The sequence below is a fragment of the Anaeropeptidivorans aminofermentans genome, from assembly GCF_940670685.1.
In the GTDB taxonomy this organism is placed as follows: Bacteria; Bacillota; Clostridia; order Lachnospirales; family UBA5962; genus Anaeropeptidivorans; species Anaeropeptidivorans aminofermentans.
The window spans coordinates 1,490,083-1,508,777 of record NZ_OW711693.1; the positions used below are offsets into that span (position 1 = coordinate 1,490,083).

Below are 18,695 nucleotides of genomic sequence, written 5' to 3' on the forward strand. Positions count from 1 at the left end.
AATAAAGGTTAAGTTATGGTTAATACTATAACACCATTTATTTAACATCATATTTTTTTGATGCAAAAGTACCTATGCATCACGGTAAATTTATAGTTATTTCAGTACATGTGGTGGAAAATACTGTAAATTTCCAAAGTTTTATAATTTTTGCTTATATCATTTATTTTAGGGGGTAATTATGACTAGGGCAAAGGAAACCAAGTCAAGGGAAAATCCGAACAAAGGAATCTGGAAATCTTTTTTCCGAATGTGCCTAAGGGCAAAGCTGCCGATAATGACCATTATTGTATACTGCATTATCCGCATTTTTAATTCACAGATTTATTTACTTGTTCCAAGCAAAACAGGAGAGCTTTTTGCAGGAAATGTAAGCGTACAAATGGTTACCATCGTTATAGTATCACAGATTCTTACTTCTACCCTCGGTCAGATAAGCGGATTTGTAGAAGGTATCGTCGATGCCAGGATAGACCGTAACTTCAGAAACGTTATATGGAAAAAGACTTTAAATCTTCCCGTGAGCTTTTTTGATAAGGTCCCGGCTGCCGGAATGATAAGCCGTATTACGCTGGATACGGAAAGGCTCAGAACCTTCATTGTGGACATCGTGTTAGCAGAGCTTCTTCGATTTTATACCTTCTATATTACCTTAAAGAAGATATCGGAATACGACAGCTCTCTGGTATACCTTCTCTTAGCGCTGATACCGGTAATCATTATACTTGGAATAGTTCTCGGCCGTATTACGCTAAAGATACAGATAAAAATCCGTGATGAAATATCGAACCTTACCCGCTTTTTAAGCGAGCTTATTACTACGGTTCCTATTATAAAATCCTTTAATAAGGCAGGCTATGAAAGCCAGAGAGGCAATCACGCCATAGATAATTTATATAAGGCGGAGCGTTCTAATTTATATTTAGGTCTTTTAAAAAGGCCCATAAATACTATTGTACAGCTTGGCAAAACAATTCCTTTAATACTTATAGGAATACGCTCCATTAATAATGGTATTCTTGATGCCGCAACATGGTATGCTTTTTACCAGTTTGCCAATACCCTTCTAAATAGCTTAAGCAGTTATGAAGGGGTATGGGAAAACATTAAAGCAACGCAAGGAGCCGTTTTCAGAATATCGAAGGTTCTTGAGGAGCCGGAGGAAGGCTTCCAGCCCTATAAAAATGAGGTTATAGAAAAAGGCGATATTGTTTTTGATAATGTTACCTTTGGATATGAAGAAAACAAAATATTAAGGAATGTATCTTTTACAATACCTTTTAATAAAACGACGGCCATCGTTGGGCCAAGCGGCAGAGGAAAAACGACGGCGCTAAAGCTTATAGAGCGGTTTTATCCTCCCTGTGAAGGCAAAATAACATTAAGCGGCCTCGATATACAGGATTTTAAAATAAATGACTGGAGAAGCAAAATAGCATACGTTTCTCAGGATATCCCCATGATGTCGGGCACGATAAAAGAAAATATTCTTTACGGTGTTAAAAGAGAGGTTTCGGATATGGAGCTTAAGCAGGCAGCGGAAGCCGCCAACGCCCATGATTTTATCATAAAGCAGCCGGACGGATATGATACGCAGGTAGGCCAGTTCGGTTCTAAGCTTTCAGGCGGCCAAAGGCAGCGGATTACCATTGCAAGGGCATTGTTGTCAAAACCATCTATCCTTATTCTTGACGAGCCTACGTCTAATCTTGACGCTGTGGCTACCTCGGAGGTTATGAAGGGGTTAAACAATCTTATGATGAACCGCACCGCTATTGTTGTTGCCCATGACGAGCATGCAATTCTTGATGCCGACCACATCATAGTATTTAATCAGGACGGAAGCATTTCAGAAGGGACCCATGAAGAACTGCTTTTCGAAAACAGCTTTTACAGACGTATGATGGGAGGGGAAATATCAGCATGAAAAAAATAAAGAATTCTGCTAAGACCCATAAGGACGCTTTTTCATGGAAAGCCTTCCTTACATTCTATACAAAAATTAACATGCCCTGGCATCTTCTTATAATTAGCTTATTTACAAGTTTTGCAATAACACAAGTAAATCTTCTTCTTGTCCCTTATACCTCCGCCATATATAAAGCAGAGATAGGAAATGAGGGGTTTTTAAAGGGCTTTATTTTCTGGACGGTAATGGCGTCTCTGGTAGGGCTTATATATAACCTTTTCCAAGGCTTTTTACGCCTTATTACGGAAAGAAACATCAGAAGGAAGGTATGGGGCAAGCTTTTAAGTATTCCTATGGCGGAATTTGATAAGGAAGATTCCCAGAGCTTTATTTCCCGTATTACCTCCGACGTTACGCTGGCGTTATCCGCCCCAAGCAGCGTCATGAGCTTTGTAGCGTCTATTTACGGCCTGGTAATTGCCTATTTGGAAATGAATAAAATATACCCTGAACTGGCAAAGTATATTTTATTTGTAGGCCCGGTATCCTTGATTCTCATTGTTATCATAGGAAAGTTCCAGTATAAAATGAACTTTGTGGTTCAAAATGCGCTTTCGGCTCTTACCAATTATTTTGGGGAAAGAGTATCCAATATTTACTATATCAAGTCAACTAATATGGAAAACGAGGAGTATGAAACGGGGATAAAGGCCAGCCAGGAAAAATACAAGGCGGATTTCTTAAAAGCAACCCTTTCCGCATTGCAGATTCCCATTGGCTATATTGCCCAGTATGCCATAATGATTGTTGTTTTTGTAGGGGGCGCGTCTTTTGTGAGAAGCGGCCAGATGGAAGTAGGGGGTCTTGTGGAATTTTATTCTTACTCTATGATACTGCTTCCTTCGTTTTTTGAAATAGTGACCCAATGGCAGAGTATCAAAGGTTCGCAAGGCGGTACGGCTAAAATCGTTGCCCTTATGGAGCTTGAAAATGAGGTTGACGACGGAAAGCTTTCCATGAATATACCCGATGCGGATATTCAATTTAAAGATACCGTATTCTCCTACGATAATGAAAACATTATTCTCCACGGCACCAACTTTACAATCCCTAAAAATAAGAAAACCGTTATCTTAGGCGCTAACGGAAGCGGAAAAACAACCGTATTCAAGCTTCTTGAAAGATTCTATAAGCCCCAGCAGGGTAAAATAAGCTTCGGTGAAAACAATATTTCAGATATAAAGCTTGAAGACCGGAGAGCGGCCATAGGGTATGTTTCTCAGAACAGCCATTTGATACCGGGAACCATAAGAGAAAACATAGCCTACGGAACAAATCGTGATTATTCGGAAGAAGAAGTCATAAGGGCGGCAAAGATGGCCAACGCCTATGATTTTATCATGGAGCTTGAGGACGGCTTTGATACCTATGTAAGCCCCTTTAACGCCAAAGTATCCGGCGGTGAAAAGCAGAGGTTAGCTATTGCCAGAATCATTATGAAGGACCCGGACTACCTTCTTTTAGATGAAGCCACCAGCAGCCTTGACATCATATGCCGCCAGGACGTACTTGGTGCTTTGAAAAACCTTATGGATAACCGCACAACCATTATGATAAGCCATGATATGGCGCTGGTTAAAGATGCCGACCATATTATAGTCATAAATGACGGCGCTATTGAAGCCGAGGGCAGCTACGAGGAGACCCTTGCGGCAAGTTCAAGCTTTCAAAAATTTATCGCTCTCCAGGAAATACGATAGATATCACACATGCTATGCAGCCATGGGGCATGCCAATAGCTGCACTAATGGCTGCATAAGCCTCCCTCTTGGGAAATTTAAAAGCGGTTTTAACATTATTATTATAAATCACAGGAGATGTTTAAATGAAAGAGTTAAAGTCAAAGGTATTAAAGGAATTTGATTTTCGTAAGGCTGATGTATCGGAGGTAGATTTTACATATGAAGCAGAGAAAGGCTTTATAGAAAAGGAATTGCTTCGTATAAAGAAAAAGAATGCGGTAACATACGAAGTTGATGCCGTCATTAAAGGCGATATAGTTCTATGCTCTTTAAGAAGCGACAACCCAAAATACAATAAAGAGATAAGCGTTAATTCAAGCCTTGGGATTTTTAAAAAGGAAGTTGCCGGCAAGCTTAACGGTATGAAAAAAGGAGAGATCTTGACGATTTCCGTCGACGGCGACGATGTGAATATCGAGATACTGAAAATAGAAAGGCGAGAGCTTCCCGAGATACTTACAGACGAAATGGTTGAAAAAGAAGAAATTGAAAGTGTATCCACAGTAAAAGCTCTGGAAAAACATCTTCAAGAGCTTCATCAGAAGAATATAGACAGTGCCATAAATACAAAGGCTTATTATCTTGTAGAGCATGTTTTAAAGCAGGTAGTTCCACAAAGCCAATATGAAATATATGAAGAAGATATTCAATATTTATGTGATTTGGAAATTCAAAAAGCAAGTGCCCTGGCGAAAAATGAAGGCTTGATTCTTGAAAAAATGACGGAAGAAGATTTTAACGGCAGAATCCCCGTTAAAAGCTATGAAGAGTTTTTGAATATGGTTCATAATATGGGAAAAAATCAGATTTATGTACTTGTAATGGGTCTCAAAAAGGCTAAGGAAGATGGCTATGAGCCATCAAAAGAAGAGTATGAGGAGTTCCTTAAAGGATATTATACCATGTATAAATTGGACCCTGAAGTAGCAAGAAAGGCCCAGTCATGGGAGCTTTATGAGGCAAATGAATATATAATTTACTATAGAAGGCAAATAATAAATTACTATAGGGAAAGATATCAGGAGGTATAATTATGGCAATTCAATTAGCAACAGCAGAAAACTACGAGGATATGATTAAGGAAGGCTTTGTTATCGTCGACTTTTTTTCGGAAACCTGCGTCCCCTGCAAGACCTTTTCCAAGGTTTTGGACGAAATAGAGTTTGAGCTTCCTTTCGTGAACATCGTTAAGGTAAACACGACAAAGTATCCTGAGCTTGGAAAGAAAAACAAAGTGTTCGGTGTTCCTACGGTTTTCTTCATGAACGACGGAGAAATGCTTGAAAGGCATGTAGGCGCCCTGTCCGAAGATGAAGTTAAGGAAAAAATAGGAGGATATATCTATTAATTTATAGCAAAATAGCTTCAAGGCAGCAACAAAAGCCTATTTTTTATAAACGCTTAAATATAATAAAAGCTTTTATATTAAGCCATTCAAAATATACGGCTTTTGTGACTGCAATTAAATTATTTTACTATACAAGACTATAAACAGCCTTAATGTACTTAAAGAATCAATTATCAGCTTATTTATATAATAGATTCTTATTAAAAAACAAGAGTCTATTTGGAATAAGCATTAATGCTTAATTTAATAATATAGTTAATAAGCTTAAAGGCAGTTTGCCGGCAAGAGACGCTTATATCATTTTCAGCTTTGCATAACAGGCTGAAAAGAAAATAAATTCGAAATTGTTAAACCATAATAACGAGGTGTATCATGAAAGATTTAAATAAATTAGCCGCGTACAGGGTTAAGTACCGCCAGACAATTAAGGAGCTCGGCGCGGAAGCCTATTTGATGGAGCATGTAAAGACAGGGGCAAGGGCAGCCGTAATATCCTGCGACGACGATAATAAGGTGTTTTGCGCCGGATTCAGAACACCCCCTGAAAACAGCAGGGGAATACCCCATATTCTGGAGCATGCCGTGCTTTGCGGCTCTGGAAAATATCCCTCTAAGAATACCTTTGTTGAGTTAATCAAAGGCTCAATGAATACATTTCTTAATGCTATGACATTTTCTGATAAAACCATATATCCGGTTGCAAGCTGCAACGATACGGATTTTAAAAATTTAATGAGCGTATATTCAGATGCTGTATTTAATCCCAATATCCTTAAGAGGAAGGAAATATTTCTTCAGGAGGGTTGGCATTATGAGATGGATTCCAAAGATTCAGCGTTATCTATCAGCGGTGTAGTTTATAACGAAATGAAAGGAGCATTCTCCTCTTCGGAAACCATCCTTAATAATGAAATAATTACTTCACTTTTTTCCTGCGCTCCTTATTCCGTTATTTCGGGAGGAGACCCGGAATATATTCCAGACTTAAGCTATGAGGAGCTTATTGATTTCTACAAAAAATATTACAGCCCTTCAAACAGTTATATATATTTGTACGGCAATATGGATGCGGCAGAAAGGCTTACGTGGCTTGACCAGCATTATTTAAGCAAATATGAAAAGATAGATGTAGATTCAGAAATCAAAAGCCAGCCGCCCTTTAATGAAATGAAAGACTCTCTTATTTATTATCCTATAGGAGATGATGAAAGAGAAGCGGATAACACATATCTTTCTTATAATACGGTGGTTGGAGATACTGTGAGCGGTGAACTTTCCATTGCATTTAATATATTGAACTATGTTCTTTTGGGTGCACCAGGGGCAGAGCTTAAACAGGCGATTCTTGATGAAAAAATATCGAAAACAGTAAGAGGGTCTTATAATTCATCTTTAAAACAACCTGTATTCAGCATTATATGCGGCAGCAGCAATCAAGAAAGCAAGGAAAGCTTTCTTGAGACTATCCGTACTGTATTAGCCCGGATAGTTCAAAACGGTCTTGATAAGGATAGCATTAATGCTGCCATAAATTTATATGAATTCAAATATAAAGAGGCTGATTTCGGCAAAATGCCCAAGGGCCTTGTTTATGGAATAAAAATGTATGAAAGCTGGCTTTACGGTGATGACGGCCTATTTGAAAGTCTTAATTTTGATTCTATATTTGCCAGTTTAAGAAAAAAGGCGGAGAAAGGATATTTTGAAAATCTTATAGATAAATATATCCTTTCATCGCTCCACAGCTCATTTGTCATGGCGGTTCCTAAAAAAGGTCTTATGGAAGAAAAAGAAAAAGCGCTTGCTAAAAGGCTTGATTTATATAAAAGAAGCTTGTCTGATGAAGAAATAACAAGATTAATAGAAGAAACCCAACAACTTAAGGAATATCAGGCAAAGTCTTCTTCAAGAGAAGAACTGGATAAAATACCCAAGCTTTCTATAGAGGATATAGAAACTGAATCAAAACCTCTTTATAACGATATTTATAATTCGGATGAAACAACGATTATACATCACGATATTTTTACAAACGGAATTGCTTATTTAAAGCTTTCCTTTGATGTTAAAGATGTACCTTCAGAGCTTAGGCCTTATTTAGGAATATTAAGGCAGGTTCTGGGAGGAGTAGATACACAAGGCTATAGTTACCGGAAGCTTTCAAATACCATAAACATGAATACCGGCGGTATCTGGTCTTATATAAGCTTTTATGCTGATATAAGAGAAAATGATGGATTTAAGGCTGCTTTTGAAATAAATGCAAAGACTATGTATGAAAACATAGATTTTACATTTGAAATAATCAAAGAAATAATAAGCACATCAAAAATGGAAAATACCGAAAGACTTTATGAAATAATTTCAGATATAAAATCCCAAATGTCTGCATGGATATATGGCTCCGGGCATATGGCAGCGGTATTGAGAAGCCTTTCTTATAATTCGGCATTGTCATATTATGAAGAAAGTATAAGCGGAATTTCTTTTTATCAGTTCATTGAAGATTTAGAGAAAAATTTTGAAAAAAGAAAAGATCATATTTCCCAATGTTTAAGTGAACTTATGAAGCATATATTCAGGGCAGATAAGCTTACTGTGAGCTATACGTCTGATAAGGAAGGCTTTGAAGGAATCACAGAAAGAATTAAAAAGCTTAAATTAAAGCTTTATACGGATAATATAAAGCAGGAAGAATTTGAATTTATTCCATGCAAGAAAAATGAAGGCCTTAAAATATCCTCTTCTGTACAATATGTAGCCCAAAGCGGAAATTATAGAAATGAATTCTTATATACAGGTTCTCTTAAAGTTTTAAAAGTTCTTTTAAGCTACGATTATTTATGGCCTAATGTGAGACAAAAGGGCGGGGCATATGGTTGTATGATTAATTTTGATAGAAATGGAAACACCTATATAGTTTCCTACAGAGACCCTAATCTTTTTCAAACCTACGATATCTATAAAGATATTCCTAAATTTCTAACAAACATAGCTTTAGACGATAAGGAGCTTATTTCTTATATTATAGGTGCGATTAAGGAGCTTGATATGCCCATGAACCCTTATGAAAAGGGAAATTATTCTTTCAAATGCTATATGTCTGGCATAAATGATGAAAGCATTCAAAGAGAAAGAGACGAGATATTAACGACGAAAAAAGAAACTCTTGAGGAACTTGCTTTTCTTATTAATGCAGTTTTGAACCAATTTAATATATGTACAATCGGAAATGAAGAAAAAATAGAATCTGATAAATTTTTATTTAAGGAAGTAAGGAACGTTTTCTCATAAAAGCATATCTTTAAAAAAGAGTACGGCATCAAGATATACTTGTAAAATTAAATATAAGGATACCAAAGAAATGGTCTTTTTCGTCGTACTCTTTTATCTGTTTTATCTAAAATTATAATAATGAATCAGTTTTGAAAAGCAATGCAATTTATTTTTATTATAAATCTTTTATTTACAAGATATTATTGCGCAATAAAAGAAGAGAAGGATATAGCAAATAAATTTAAGCACAAGCAGATAATTGTATAGTATCAAGTATTTTATCATATTTCCTTTTAGGGCATCTACTTTTCTTAAGTTTATCTGTGATGTTCAATAATCCAGGCTTCTTTTAAATTTTAGTTCTATACCTATAATAATAGTTATATATAGCCGGTCAGAGGAGCCAAAGAAGATATACCGCTAAAGAAAGGAGGAATAATTGAATATTAAAAGCTTTTTATCGGCATATGCAGCTATGAATAATATAAAAGGGGGTATGAAATTAAAAACAAGGCATTATTGTTTTTGCTGTTTTTTCTGTTGATTGACAAAAAGTATTTAAAGAGGAGGGCTTTACTTGTGCAAGTGCTTTAAAGATAATAAATGCTCAAAGCTGCCAAAAATTGTATAGAATAGTTTGACGACCAAATTTACACAAGAAGGCAACTATGAGCTAATAATATTTTAACACATATAGAATAGAAAATATAGATATCTTTAAGCAAATGAGGCTACTTAAGATGCCAATCAGGCAATAGATGAACGTAGGCTATTCTATTTTTAGTAAAAAGACAGCTGATTACTAACTTTGTATCTTTCTATCACTTATTGCCGAAATTAATTAAATAGGTAACCTTGAATAAGGAAATATTTTATTAAGTATAGATTTCCGTAAACGTTTATTTTTTTGAATTTCAGCTTATAAAATACTTAATAGCTTTTTTATTATATTAGACCGGAAAATGTCTTATCAAGCTTTCTTATTATTAAGCTTTTTTCTTGTCACCCTTGATTTGACAATTTAGCTCACTAAGAAAGGATGATTATTATGAAATTCAACCTTAAAAAGATTTTTACTGGCATTTTAGTAACTTCTTTAGCGGGTACCAGCACTGTAGCATATGCTGAATCCAACCATGCTATTCAAGCTATCTTTAGCAGAGTACAGCTTATAGTAAATGACCGGACCTTTGCTCAGGATATAATTTTATATAACGATACTACATATATTCCTTTAAGAGCAGTTGCTGAAGTGTTAACTAAAGAAGTTATATGGGAGGATTCTACCAGAACAATTTATATTAAAGATAGGTCTCTTGAAAGCTCTGAACCTGCAGCTGACGGCAATAATGAAAAGGCGGTTCAAGAAGATAATAAAGAAGAGGCGAAGCCTGAAGAAGCTAAAGAAGATAATAAAGAAGAGGTAAAGCCTGAAGAAGCTAAAGAAGAGAAAAAGGAACAAAAGCTTCCGTTTAGAATAGGAAGTGTTGAATATGAGTTATATGTTCTTTACAACTCTGACGATAGCGCTGTTCCAGGTTATGTTTATCCGCCGGAGAAGAATAAAGTAGCATTTGAGCATTATTTTGCAAACAGGACAAAGTACACAATAATAAGCATTTCTCATAAAGTGTTTGATATGGCTAGTAGAAAGGCAAGAACCCTATCAATTTATCAGTATGTAAAGCCTAACTTTGTTTCTGATGTTTTTCGAGAAGAATTTAATGCTTTAAACCCGCCTTCCACCCAGACAGTTGGGCAGAAAGACGATTTGGAATGGTGGGAGACTACAGTAAAGTTTTTAAACGACAACGGCGAAGAGGTTACTTTAAAATATGATTACAGAAAAGATGAATATACTGTTACTGGAAATTGGTAGAATGGATATTAATTATTAATATATTTAAACAACTAGCAACCACTGCAATGCTAGGCAGAAAGCAGTATAAATTATTAATTTAAAGGATAATGAAAATCAAATAAATAAGCCATTTATTAATAATTTAATACTATCTAAGAAAATATTGATACAACTTATAACTAAAAGACGGCAGGTTCAAATCCTGTTTCTGCAATTTAAAAGCTCAGAGCAACCTTGAATTAGGTTAATCTGAGCTTTTTTGCAGCATATCTTAAAATTCTGAATATTAATTCATTTATTTAAAAAGGTGATTAATACTTAATTATTCTAATTTTTCATAAGAGACGCAGTATAGAATATACATCATATGATGCTCATAACAAAGCACAATAAGCCTGTGAATCAGTTCTATAAAAAATGACAATATGCATAAATTTAACTATTTAAAATTACTATTGGCGCTAAAACTTTTTATGGTATATGATTTACCTAGCAAAAAAAACAAGAAAATGGAACAATATGGGGAAATATAGGACAAACAGTCAATCTAATGTGATAGCACATAAGTATGGCTGTTTTTAAACGCTGTAAGACTTGCAGCTGCATAAAAATACATCTCTTCCAGATGCTTACTATCAGTTTAGACGTATACTGCTCTGTCATTTTCTCTGTTATACGGCAATTAGCTTTTCTAGGGAGCTGGTTTACCAGTCTGTTTTCTGCAAAAATAATACTTATGGCATTAACATCTAAGGAGGTGAGATATAATCAGGCTAATACAGAGATTATTCCTTCATCGAGACCATTGTGCAGCTAAAATATCACTCGGAAGGGCAGATATTCCCTATTAGAGGCTCTGATGCAGAAATTCTGATATTTTTAAGTATTTGAAATACCATGTATAAAGGAGATGAGGGCAATACATGATTTGAAAATTAAAGACCTTTCTTTTGCCTATAAAAATGACAACAGATTGATATTGAAAGATATTAATATGAATGTGGCAGCAGGGGAATTTGTGGCTTTACTGGGTCAATCCGGCTGCGGAAAGAGTACGTTCTTACGCCTTTTGTCCGGTTTGGAGACTTCAACAACAGGGACAATTCTTTTGGGAGATAAGCCTGTAAGCGGTGCAAGCCTTGATAAAGGCATGGTTTTTCAGGACTATGGGTTGTTTCCTTGGATGACGGCAGGAGAAAATATTATGCTGGCTTTAAAACAGCGGTTTCCACAGCAGGACAAAAAGAAGCTGAAACAATTAGCTCTTGATACATTAAATGCAGTGGGCCTTGACGAGTCTGTATACCGTAAGCTGCCTAAGGCACTTTCCGGCGGCATGAAACAGCGATGTGCCATTGCTCAGGCTTTTAGCATTGACCCGCCGATTCTGTTGATGGATGAGCCCTTTGGGGCATTAGACGCAGTTACCCGTGCCAAGCTCCAGGATTTGGTATTGAAGCTGTGGTCTCAGGAGAATCCCAAAAAGACTGTGTTTTTTGTAACTCATGATGTAGATGAGGCCCTGTTATTAGCGAACCGAATAGTTGTTTTGGGGCAATCCCCAAGCAGCATAATCTACGAATGCTCTATTCCTGAGGACAAGCGCCCTACCCGGGAAAATCAGTTTGATAATCCGGAGATTCTGGCACTTCGCAACAACCTGATTTTACAAATCAATAAGGACGTGGCTGCCCGTATTTCTTAAAGGCATTATGGCTTTCGTGTTTTTTGAAACGTCTAAGTTATTCATTTATATATATAAAAATAAAGTTTTAAGCAGAAAAGGTCAAAAGGCAAATCTTTTCTGTTTTAAAATTTTATATTTGTTCTATAAAAATGTTACTTTATCCGTTTTGAAATACATTGCAAGCTAGGGCATGTCTGAAAAGTCCGAGACCTAGTCTGTTTTGCCGTAAAAGCGTGACTTTTTCATGGAAAACATTCGAAATAGCGCTGCTATTTCTGTGTTTTTCTTCTCAGAATTTTTGCTTCGCAAAAATCACGCTGCGCGTGACCGGACTTCTTTCCGGTTCCATTCAAATTCACGTTTTCTTGCAAACAATACTTTTTCAGCTTTAAAGCTGAAAAATGTATTTCTGCTGTAAAATAATAAATAAACTTTAGTTTATTTATATTCTTAGCAGTTTGACTATTTTTAGATACTGCCTAATTTAAAAACAAGCCTGTAAATTATTTTTAAGTGAGGGTAACCTTAAATTTTTCTATATGAAATTTTATTGCCCAAGAATAAAAATAAGTTATAGGTTTAAAGACGTGCTCTAATATATATTAAAAGGAGAATACAAATGAAAAAAAGAATTGTTTTATTGACTTTGGCATTAACCGCCATACTCAGCTTAACAAGCTGCGGCGGAAACAGCGGAAATGCTTCCCCGGCTGAAAAACCGGCAGCCTCTGCCGGCAGCGAGACTCCAAAGCCAGCGGATGAGGCACCAAAATCAGCCGAAGCAGAGAAAGAAGTACCTGAAACCAGCGTAATCAGATGGAACTATGGCACAAGCGGAAACGTACTGGTTACAATTGCAGAAGAGAAGGGCTATTTTGAAGAAGAAGGATTAACAATTGAATTTGTTAGCGCAACAGCCAATGCCGATGCTATGGCTCTTCTGGCTACAGGAAAGACAGATGTTGTTTCTAATTCCGGCACCAGCAATCCCTTGCAGCAGATTGCTTCCGGTGTCGATTTAACTGTATTCGGAGGCCACATGGTAGACGGCAGTATGCCTGTTGTTGCAAAAAAAGGGACTAAGTGGAACGGCGTTGAAGATTTAATAGGCAAGAAGTTTGCCTGCAATCCTTCCTATTTTGCCTTTACCGGTGCCGTTATGGATTTAGGATATGAGGACCCCCTTTCAGCCGTGGAATGGGTTGTCTATACCAATTACAATGATGCTTTGGCTGCTGTAGTTCGGGATGAGGTTGACTATGCTCTTCAAGGTACGGGCCAGAACTATGCCGTAAAAAACATGGATGAAGTAGATATTGTTGCTTATCAGGGCGATGTAATGCCAAACTATTCCTGCTGCCGCCTTGTTACACAAACATCGTTTATAGAGGAAAATCCCATTACTGTTAAGCACTTAATGAAGGCCTTAATTCGCGCTCAGCAATACTATGAAGCGAACAAAGAGGAGGCTATTACCCTTCAGGCAGAAAACATTGGAACCTCTGAAGAGTATGTTGCCGCTTATATGCTTAATGATAATTATGTAGTAAACCCAGACCCCCTTAAAAATCCCGTTATCCGTGCATGGGATATTCTGGATAAGACAGGGTTTCTTAGTGAAAAAGCCAAAAATATAGATATTCGTGATCATATTAATACAGAGCTTTATAAGGCGGCTTTAGATGAAGTAATAGCAGAACATGGCGATGAAGATCCTGAATTTTACAAAGACCTGCTGGCATTCTACGAGGAGAATAACTCCTAATCGGTAATACAAGGAGATATTATGCAAAACTTGAAAATATTTTTTAAGAAGTATTGGCTTACTCTTTGCATATACGTAGCACTGGTGCTGCTGTATATATATTTGACAGAGAGCGGACAGGCAAACCCTTATTTATTCCCAAATGTAGAGGATATTATGAAGGCCTTTTCAGGAAACAAAGGGGTTATGCTGATTAATATGGTATCATCTTTTAAGCTGATGATTCCGTCTATTCTTATATCTTTAGCCATTGCTTTAACTCTTGGTACAATTCTGGGATTGGTAGAATGGCTAAGAGATGCGCTTTACCCTATAATCTATTCCTTCAGTGTGGTGCCGTCTATACTGCTGTCCCCATTTGTGCTGCTTCTTGCGCCGAATTTTGTGATAGCATCGGTATTTCTAATTGTTTATGGAACTGTTTGGACGACGCTTTTTGCTACCATAACCGGTATAATGACGATTGATAAGCGTTATCTGGATAAAGCCGCAACTTTAGAGCTTAGCGGAATTAAAATGATGACGAAGGTTATTCTTCCAGCGGCAAGCCCCTCTATTTTATCAGGCTTTGTTAGTTCCCTTCGGGGTACATTTTTAATGCTGGTATATGTGGAGATGTACGGCACCCAGTACGGTATGGGCTTCTTCGTGAAAAAATATTCGGAATTTGGTCTGTACGACCATACATGGGTAGGCTTTATCTTCATGGTAATTATATTAGTTATTGTAATGCAGCTTTTTGAAAAGCTGAAAAAGTACATGCTTAAGTGGACTATTGGATAAAAAACCTTTCTATATATTAAAAGGTGAGATGTTTACATAGTTTATTGCAGTAAAGGAGTAGATTTTATTGAAAAAAGTAAGAATCGGCTGTGGCGCCGGTTGCTGCAAAGATAGGATTGAACCTGTAGAGGAGCTTATTGAAAAGGGAGCGCTTGATTATTTGGTTTTTGAAACTTTAGCGGAACGTTCATTTGCAAATTTACAAGCACAGAAAAAAGGGGATAAAACTAAAGGGTTTAATGAAATGTTAGAGGTGCGTATGCGCCGGACATTAAAACAGGCAATGGAGAAAAATGTAAAGATCATCACCAATATGGGTGGTGCGAACATATCCGGTGCAGCTGAAGTAATAAAGAGTGTGGCAAAGGAGCTGGGGCTTTCCATTAAAATTGCGTTAGTTGAAGGGGATGACATTTTCCCAAATATAGAACGCTATATGGAAAATGAGCGCTGGCAATATCCCGGAGAAACCTTGGCTAAATTAAACGGCGAGCTCTATTATGCTAATGTATATTTAGGCGGAGAGCCTATACGTGAGGCATTGGAAAACGGCGCAGATATAGTAGTTACAGGCCGAATTGCAGATGCAGCACTTTTTTCAGGGCCTTTAATGTATGAATTTGGCTGGGGGCGTAACCATCCCAATATGGGGCAGGCAACTTTAGTAGGGCATCTTCTGGAATGCTGCGGACAAATTACAGGCGGTTTTTTTGCCGATCCCGGCAAAAAAGAGGTTCCGGGGCTTGAACGTTTGGGCTTTCCTATTGCAGAGGTTTCTGAAGACGGCAGCTTTACTGTAACTAAAGTTGAAGGTTCAGGCGGTATCGTCTGTGTGGATACCTGTAAAGAACAGTTATTATACGAGATTACAGACCCCACCTGCTACAAGACCCCAGATGCAATTGTAGATTTTTCCGGTGTTTCTTTTAAAGAGATAGAAAAAGACGTTGTTTTAGTAACAGGGGCAACATCAAAAGGGGTTCCGGAGACCCTGAAAGTCAATGTAGGCTATACCGACGGTTTTACAGCTACAGGAATTGCTACATTCGCAGGCAGTAATTCATTAAAACTGGCGGAATTATGCGCAGATATTATCTGGAAACGCCTAGAAATTGTAGGAATAACCCCTATGGATAAGCGTACGGATTATGTTGGTTATAATGCCCTTTGCAAGACTGCCACATCGGACTACTACGCCAGTGAAAAACATGGCGAAATTATGCTGCGTATGTCGGTACGTACAAAAACAGAGGAAGAAGCAAAGCTTTTTGCAGATGAATTTGGCTTTCTTTACACTAATGGGCCGGCAGGCTCTACCGGTATGGATACAAAAGTAAGCAGGTCTTATACGGTTACTTCAATCTTTATTCCTGCAAGTGACGTAATTGCTACGGTGAGATATGAGGAGGTAGGATTATGAGATTACGAGACATTGCACATACCCGCGCCGGTGATAAGGGCAACGGATTAAATATTAGTGTAATCCCATATAGAGAGTCCGATTATGCATTCCTAAAGAAACAGCTTTCTGCAGAAAAAGTTCAATATTTCTTTAGGGATATGTGTAAAGGTACTGTAACACGTTACGAACTTGACAAGCTTTCTGCACTGAATTTTGTTTTAGAGCATTCTCTTGACGGAGGCTCCTGTAGAACATTAGGCCTTGATGCCCTTGGCAGAAGCACTGCTCTTGCACTTTTGGAAATAGAACTCGAAGATACGAAGTAAGTTATTAAATGTTTTATAGTTAATTAAACTAATAAAGGCATCTCCCCGAAAAGCAAACACAGAAAATTAAATCATGGCTTTCCTATAATATTTAATTTTAATAAAGGAAAGCAGTCAAAACATTAAAAGGCCGGCATGGTATTAAACCATGCCGGCCTTTTAGGTAGCAACGAAAATCTATTTATCCATAAGGCTTAAATATATAAAAACGCTATTACAGCAGAATAAAACTCTTTTAAATTCTTAAAAATACTTTCTTAAATATTTAATTAAGGAAGCGCTTAAAAAAAATTGAACTAACTTACTTAACGAAGATAATTTAAAAATCAGACACAGCTTTGACAAGCTAAAGGTTAAGATGCTTGTTCTTTCCAATGAGGAAGCACGAGGAGGATTTGCGAATATCAATATGCCAGGAATTGGCAGAGTGGAAGGTGAAAGGCCCTGAGAAATCAGAGAAAAGACGGTATTGGCTTGCTGAATAATTAAAAAGTGGAAATTCATAGCGCCAGTTTAAACAGTAAAAAAATAGGGCTTGAAAAAGCGAATAGGGGGTATGAAGAATACGGTATCTGCGCAAATATTAAAGGACACTACAAATTAATGAGAGAAAAAGGATAAAATCCTTCTAAAGATACGGCGCAAATGCTTGTTATAGGAGCGGAGAAGGATTTTCTTCTGAAAAGCTTAAAAGAATGTATGGCAAAGGTATTTGGAAGCTTTTTAGAAAATGTTCTCAAAGATGCGGTAATTGTCGCCGAATTCAATACTTTAAAAAGTATGTTGTTCCGGGAGCATTTATATTTGCAGCAATATTATTTAATTCCGTATATAGTCATCAGCCTTTTGAAACAGGAAAGATTCAGGGTACGATTTTGTATAGGGATTTAAATAGTAAAGCATTAAAGAATTAGTCAAAAAATATAATCTTTAATTATATTTTACAAATATTGTATTTTGAAAAATGATATGCTTGACAAAACCTCATTTTTAAGCCAAAAACCGGAAAATATAAGGGTTTATAGCGTTGCGTTAATAAATTTTAAATGATACAATTCATTTGGATTTTTAGCATAAAATAACAGAATATGGGGGTAATTTCATGAAAAGAAAAAGATTATCGTCGTTTTTTGCTTTAGTTATGGCTATGGTTATAACTTTTGCAGCAATGCCTACAGCAGTATTTGCGGCTTCCGGCTTTGAAAAAATTGTATTAAAGATTAACAGCGAAGATGTTACAATTGACGGCAAAAGCCGTAAGCTTGACCCAGAGAACCCGGGAACGAAGCCGGCCATCGTTAACGACCGTACTTTGCTTCCTGTAGCTTGCATAGGAGATATTATCGGGGTAAAAACAAGCTGGAATGAAGCTCTTAAGAAAGTAACTATTACATCAGGAACAGATAAAATTGAGATGGTTATCGGCAGCAAAACGGCAACTGTTAACGGCAAAAAAGAGGTAATGGACGTTGCTCCTTCTATTATTAACAGCAGGACGATGCTTCCTATTAGTGAAGTTACAAAATTTCTCGGCCTTAACATCAGCTGGGATAGCAAAACAAGACAGGTAACCATAACAAAGGGTACGGTTGCGTCTTCAAATGCTGAAAAGACTGTAACCATTACTGACCAGGTTGGAAGAACGGTTACTTTTAAAAGCAATCCTAAAGTTGCTTCCTGCTATTACATATCTACATTGATTTCTCTCGTTATAGGCGGCTCCGATAATCTTGTGGGCATTGAAAACCAAAGCGCTCATCAGCCTATCTATTCAGCCTTTGGAAACATTGCGTCTCTTCCACAAATAGGTTCAGGAAAAGGCGTTAATTATGAAGAACTCGCTAAAACAGGTGCGGAAGTTATCATTATCCCTAAGCGTTTACAGGAAGCAATTCCCCAGCTTGAACAAATCGGCGTGCAGGCTGTTGTCGTTGTTCCTGAAACCCTTGAAGGCTTATTAGAATGCTTTGAAATCCTTGGAAAGGTTTACGGAGAAGAAGCAAAGGCGAAAGAAGTTGTTTCTTATTACGAATCTAAAATAGACGAAATTTCCAAGCTTACAAAAGCAAAAGGCGCCAATGCACCTAAGGTTTATGTAGCCGGCAATTCTGATTTCTTAAATGCAGCCACAGGAAAAATGTATCAGAACACCATCGTTGAGCTTGCAGGCGGTGTGAATGTGGCTAAAGGCCTTACCTCAGGAAACTGGGATAAAATTTCCGTTGAACAGCTTCAAGTTTATGCACCGGAAATTATATTTATCTCAAACAGTGCCAATTACACGGCAGAGGATTTATATAATAATCCGCAGCTGAAAGGAATTCCTGCCATAACAAATAAACAGGTCTATGCCTTCCCATCAGAAAAAGACGCATGGGACGTGCCTTCCGCTTCTTCTATCCTCGGCATTATGTGGGCGGCAAATAAGATAAATCCTGCTGTATACACAGAAAGCAAGATTTCTACAGAGGTTGAAAGCTTCTATAAGAATTTTTACAAAACGACTGTTAAATATACGGATATAGTAGGCAGATAA

12 protein-coding genes are annotated in these 18,695 nt (G+C 37.1%); all 12 read left to right on the forward strand.

Annotated features, from left to right (window positions below):
• Positions 1-181: 181 nt before the first annotated feature.
• The 12 genes from NBX03_RS06125 (at position 182) to NBX03_RS06180 (ending at position 18,695) form a co-directional block, all read left to right on the forward strand.
• Positions 182-1,927 (forward strand): ABC transporter ATP-binding protein, encoded by a 1,746-nt coding sequence (locus tag NBX03_RS06125; RefSeq protein ID WP_250229870.1) that lies wholly within the window; start codon positions 182-184, stop codon positions 1,925-1,927.
• Entirely contained in the window at positions 1,924-3,669 is a 1,746-nt protein-coding gene (locus tag NBX03_RS06130; protein ID WP_250229871.1) for an ABC transporter ATP-binding protein, read from the forward strand. The genes NBX03_RS06125 and NBX03_RS06130 overlap by 4 nt, the downstream gene beginning before the upstream one ends.
• A 125-nt stretch (positions 3,670-3,794) precedes the next feature.
• Positions 3,795-4,742: a trigger factor gene (locus tag NBX03_RS06135; protein ID WP_250229872.1), complete on the forward strand. Its 948-nt coding sequence runs from the start codon at positions 3,795-3,797 to the stop codon at positions 4,740-4,742.
• A 2-nt stretch (positions 4,743-4,744) separates the two neighbouring features.
• Positions 4,745-5,059, forward strand: coding sequence for a thioredoxin family protein (locus NBX03_RS06140; RefSeq protein WP_250229873.1), 315 nt, complete (start codon positions 4,745-4,747; stop codon positions 5,057-5,059).
• 372 nt (positions 5,060-5,431) lie between these two features.
• Complete coding sequence (locus tag NBX03_RS06145; RefSeq protein WP_250229874.1) at positions 5,432-8,353, forward strand: insulinase family protein; 2,922 nt, start codon at positions 5,432-5,434, stop codon at positions 8,351-8,353.
• Positions 8,354-9,383: 1,030 nt separating this feature from the next.
• Positions 9,384-10,214: a stalk domain-containing protein gene (locus tag NBX03_RS06150; protein ID WP_250229875.1), complete on the forward strand. Its 831-nt coding sequence runs from the start codon at positions 9,384-9,386 to the stop codon at positions 10,212-10,214.
• A gap of 910 nt (positions 10,215-11,124) precedes the next feature.
• Positions 11,125-11,901, forward strand: a complete 777-nt coding sequence (locus NBX03_RS06155; protein ID WP_250229876.1) for an ABC transporter ATP-binding protein — start codon at positions 11,125-11,127, stop codon at positions 11,899-11,901.
• 601 nt (positions 11,902-12,502) lie between these two features.
• The gene (locus NBX03_RS06160) at positions 12,503-13,648 is read left to right on the forward strand and encodes an ABC transporter substrate-binding protein (protein WP_250229877.1); all 1,146 of its coding nucleotides are present in this window, start codon (positions 12,503-12,505) and stop codon (positions 13,646-13,648) included.
• 21 nt (positions 13,649-13,669) lie between these two features.
• Positions 13,670-14,431 (forward strand): ABC transporter permease, encoded by a 762-nt coding sequence (locus NBX03_RS06165; protein WP_250229878.1) that lies wholly within the window; start codon positions 13,670-13,672, stop codon positions 14,429-14,431.
• Positions 14,432-14,498: 67 nt separating this feature from the next.
• Positions 14,499-15,851 (forward strand): acyclic terpene utilization AtuA family protein, encoded by a 1,353-nt coding sequence (locus NBX03_RS06170; RefSeq protein ID WP_250229879.1) that lies wholly within the window; start codon positions 14,499-14,501, stop codon positions 15,849-15,851.
• On the forward strand, positions 15,848-16,159 hold the full coding sequence (locus NBX03_RS06175; RefSeq protein WP_250229880.1) for an AtuA-related protein: 312 nt from the start codon (positions 15,848-15,850) through the stop codon (positions 16,157-16,159). The genes NBX03_RS06170 and NBX03_RS06175 overlap by 4 nt, the downstream gene beginning before the upstream one ends.
• A 1,102-nt stretch (positions 16,160-17,261) precedes the next feature.
• The gene (locus tag NBX03_RS06180; RefSeq protein WP_250229881.1) at positions 17,262-18,695 is read left to right on the forward strand and encodes an ABC transporter substrate-binding protein; all 1,434 of its coding nucleotides are present in this window, start codon (positions 17,262-17,264) and stop codon (positions 18,693-18,695) included.

Bases quoted from the DNA above. Each gene is read 5' to 3' on its own strand.
- NBX03_RS06125 (WP_250229870.1), top strand. From the start codon at position 182: ATGACTAGGGCAAAGGAAACCAAGTCAAGGGAAAATCCGAACAAAGGA.
- NBX03_RS06130 (WP_250229871.1), top strand. From the start codon at position 1,924: ATGAAAAAAATAAAGAATTCTGCTAAGACCCATAAGGACGCTTTTTCA.
- NBX03_RS06135 (WP_250229872.1), top strand. From the start codon at position 3,795: ATGAAAGAGTTAAAGTCAAAGGTATTAAAGGAATTTGATTTTCGTAAG.
- NBX03_RS06140 (WP_250229873.1), top strand. From the start codon at position 4,745: ATGGCAATTCAATTAGCAACAGCAGAAAACTACGAGGATATGATTAAG.
- NBX03_RS06145 (WP_250229874.1), top strand. From the start codon at position 5,432: ATGAAAGATTTAAATAAATTAGCCGCGTACAGGGTTAAGTACCGCCAG.
- NBX03_RS06150 (WP_250229875.1), top strand. From the start codon at position 9,384: ATGAAATTCAACCTTAAAAAGATTTTTACTGGCATTTTAGTAACTTCT.
- NBX03_RS06160 (WP_250229877.1), top strand. From the start codon at position 12,503: ATGAAAAAAAGAATTGTTTTATTGACTTTGGCATTAACCGCCATACTC.
- NBX03_RS06165 (WP_250229878.1), top strand. From the start codon at position 13,670: ATGCAAAACTTGAAAATATTTTTTAAGAAGTATTGGCTTACTCTTTGC.
- NBX03_RS06175 (WP_250229880.1), top strand. From the start codon at position 15,848: ATGAGATTACGAGACATTGCACATACCCGCGCCGGTGATAAGGGCAAC.
- NBX03_RS06180 (WP_250229881.1), top strand. From the start codon at position 17,262: ATGAAAAGAAAAAGATTATCGTCGTTTTTTGCTTTAGTTATGGCTATG.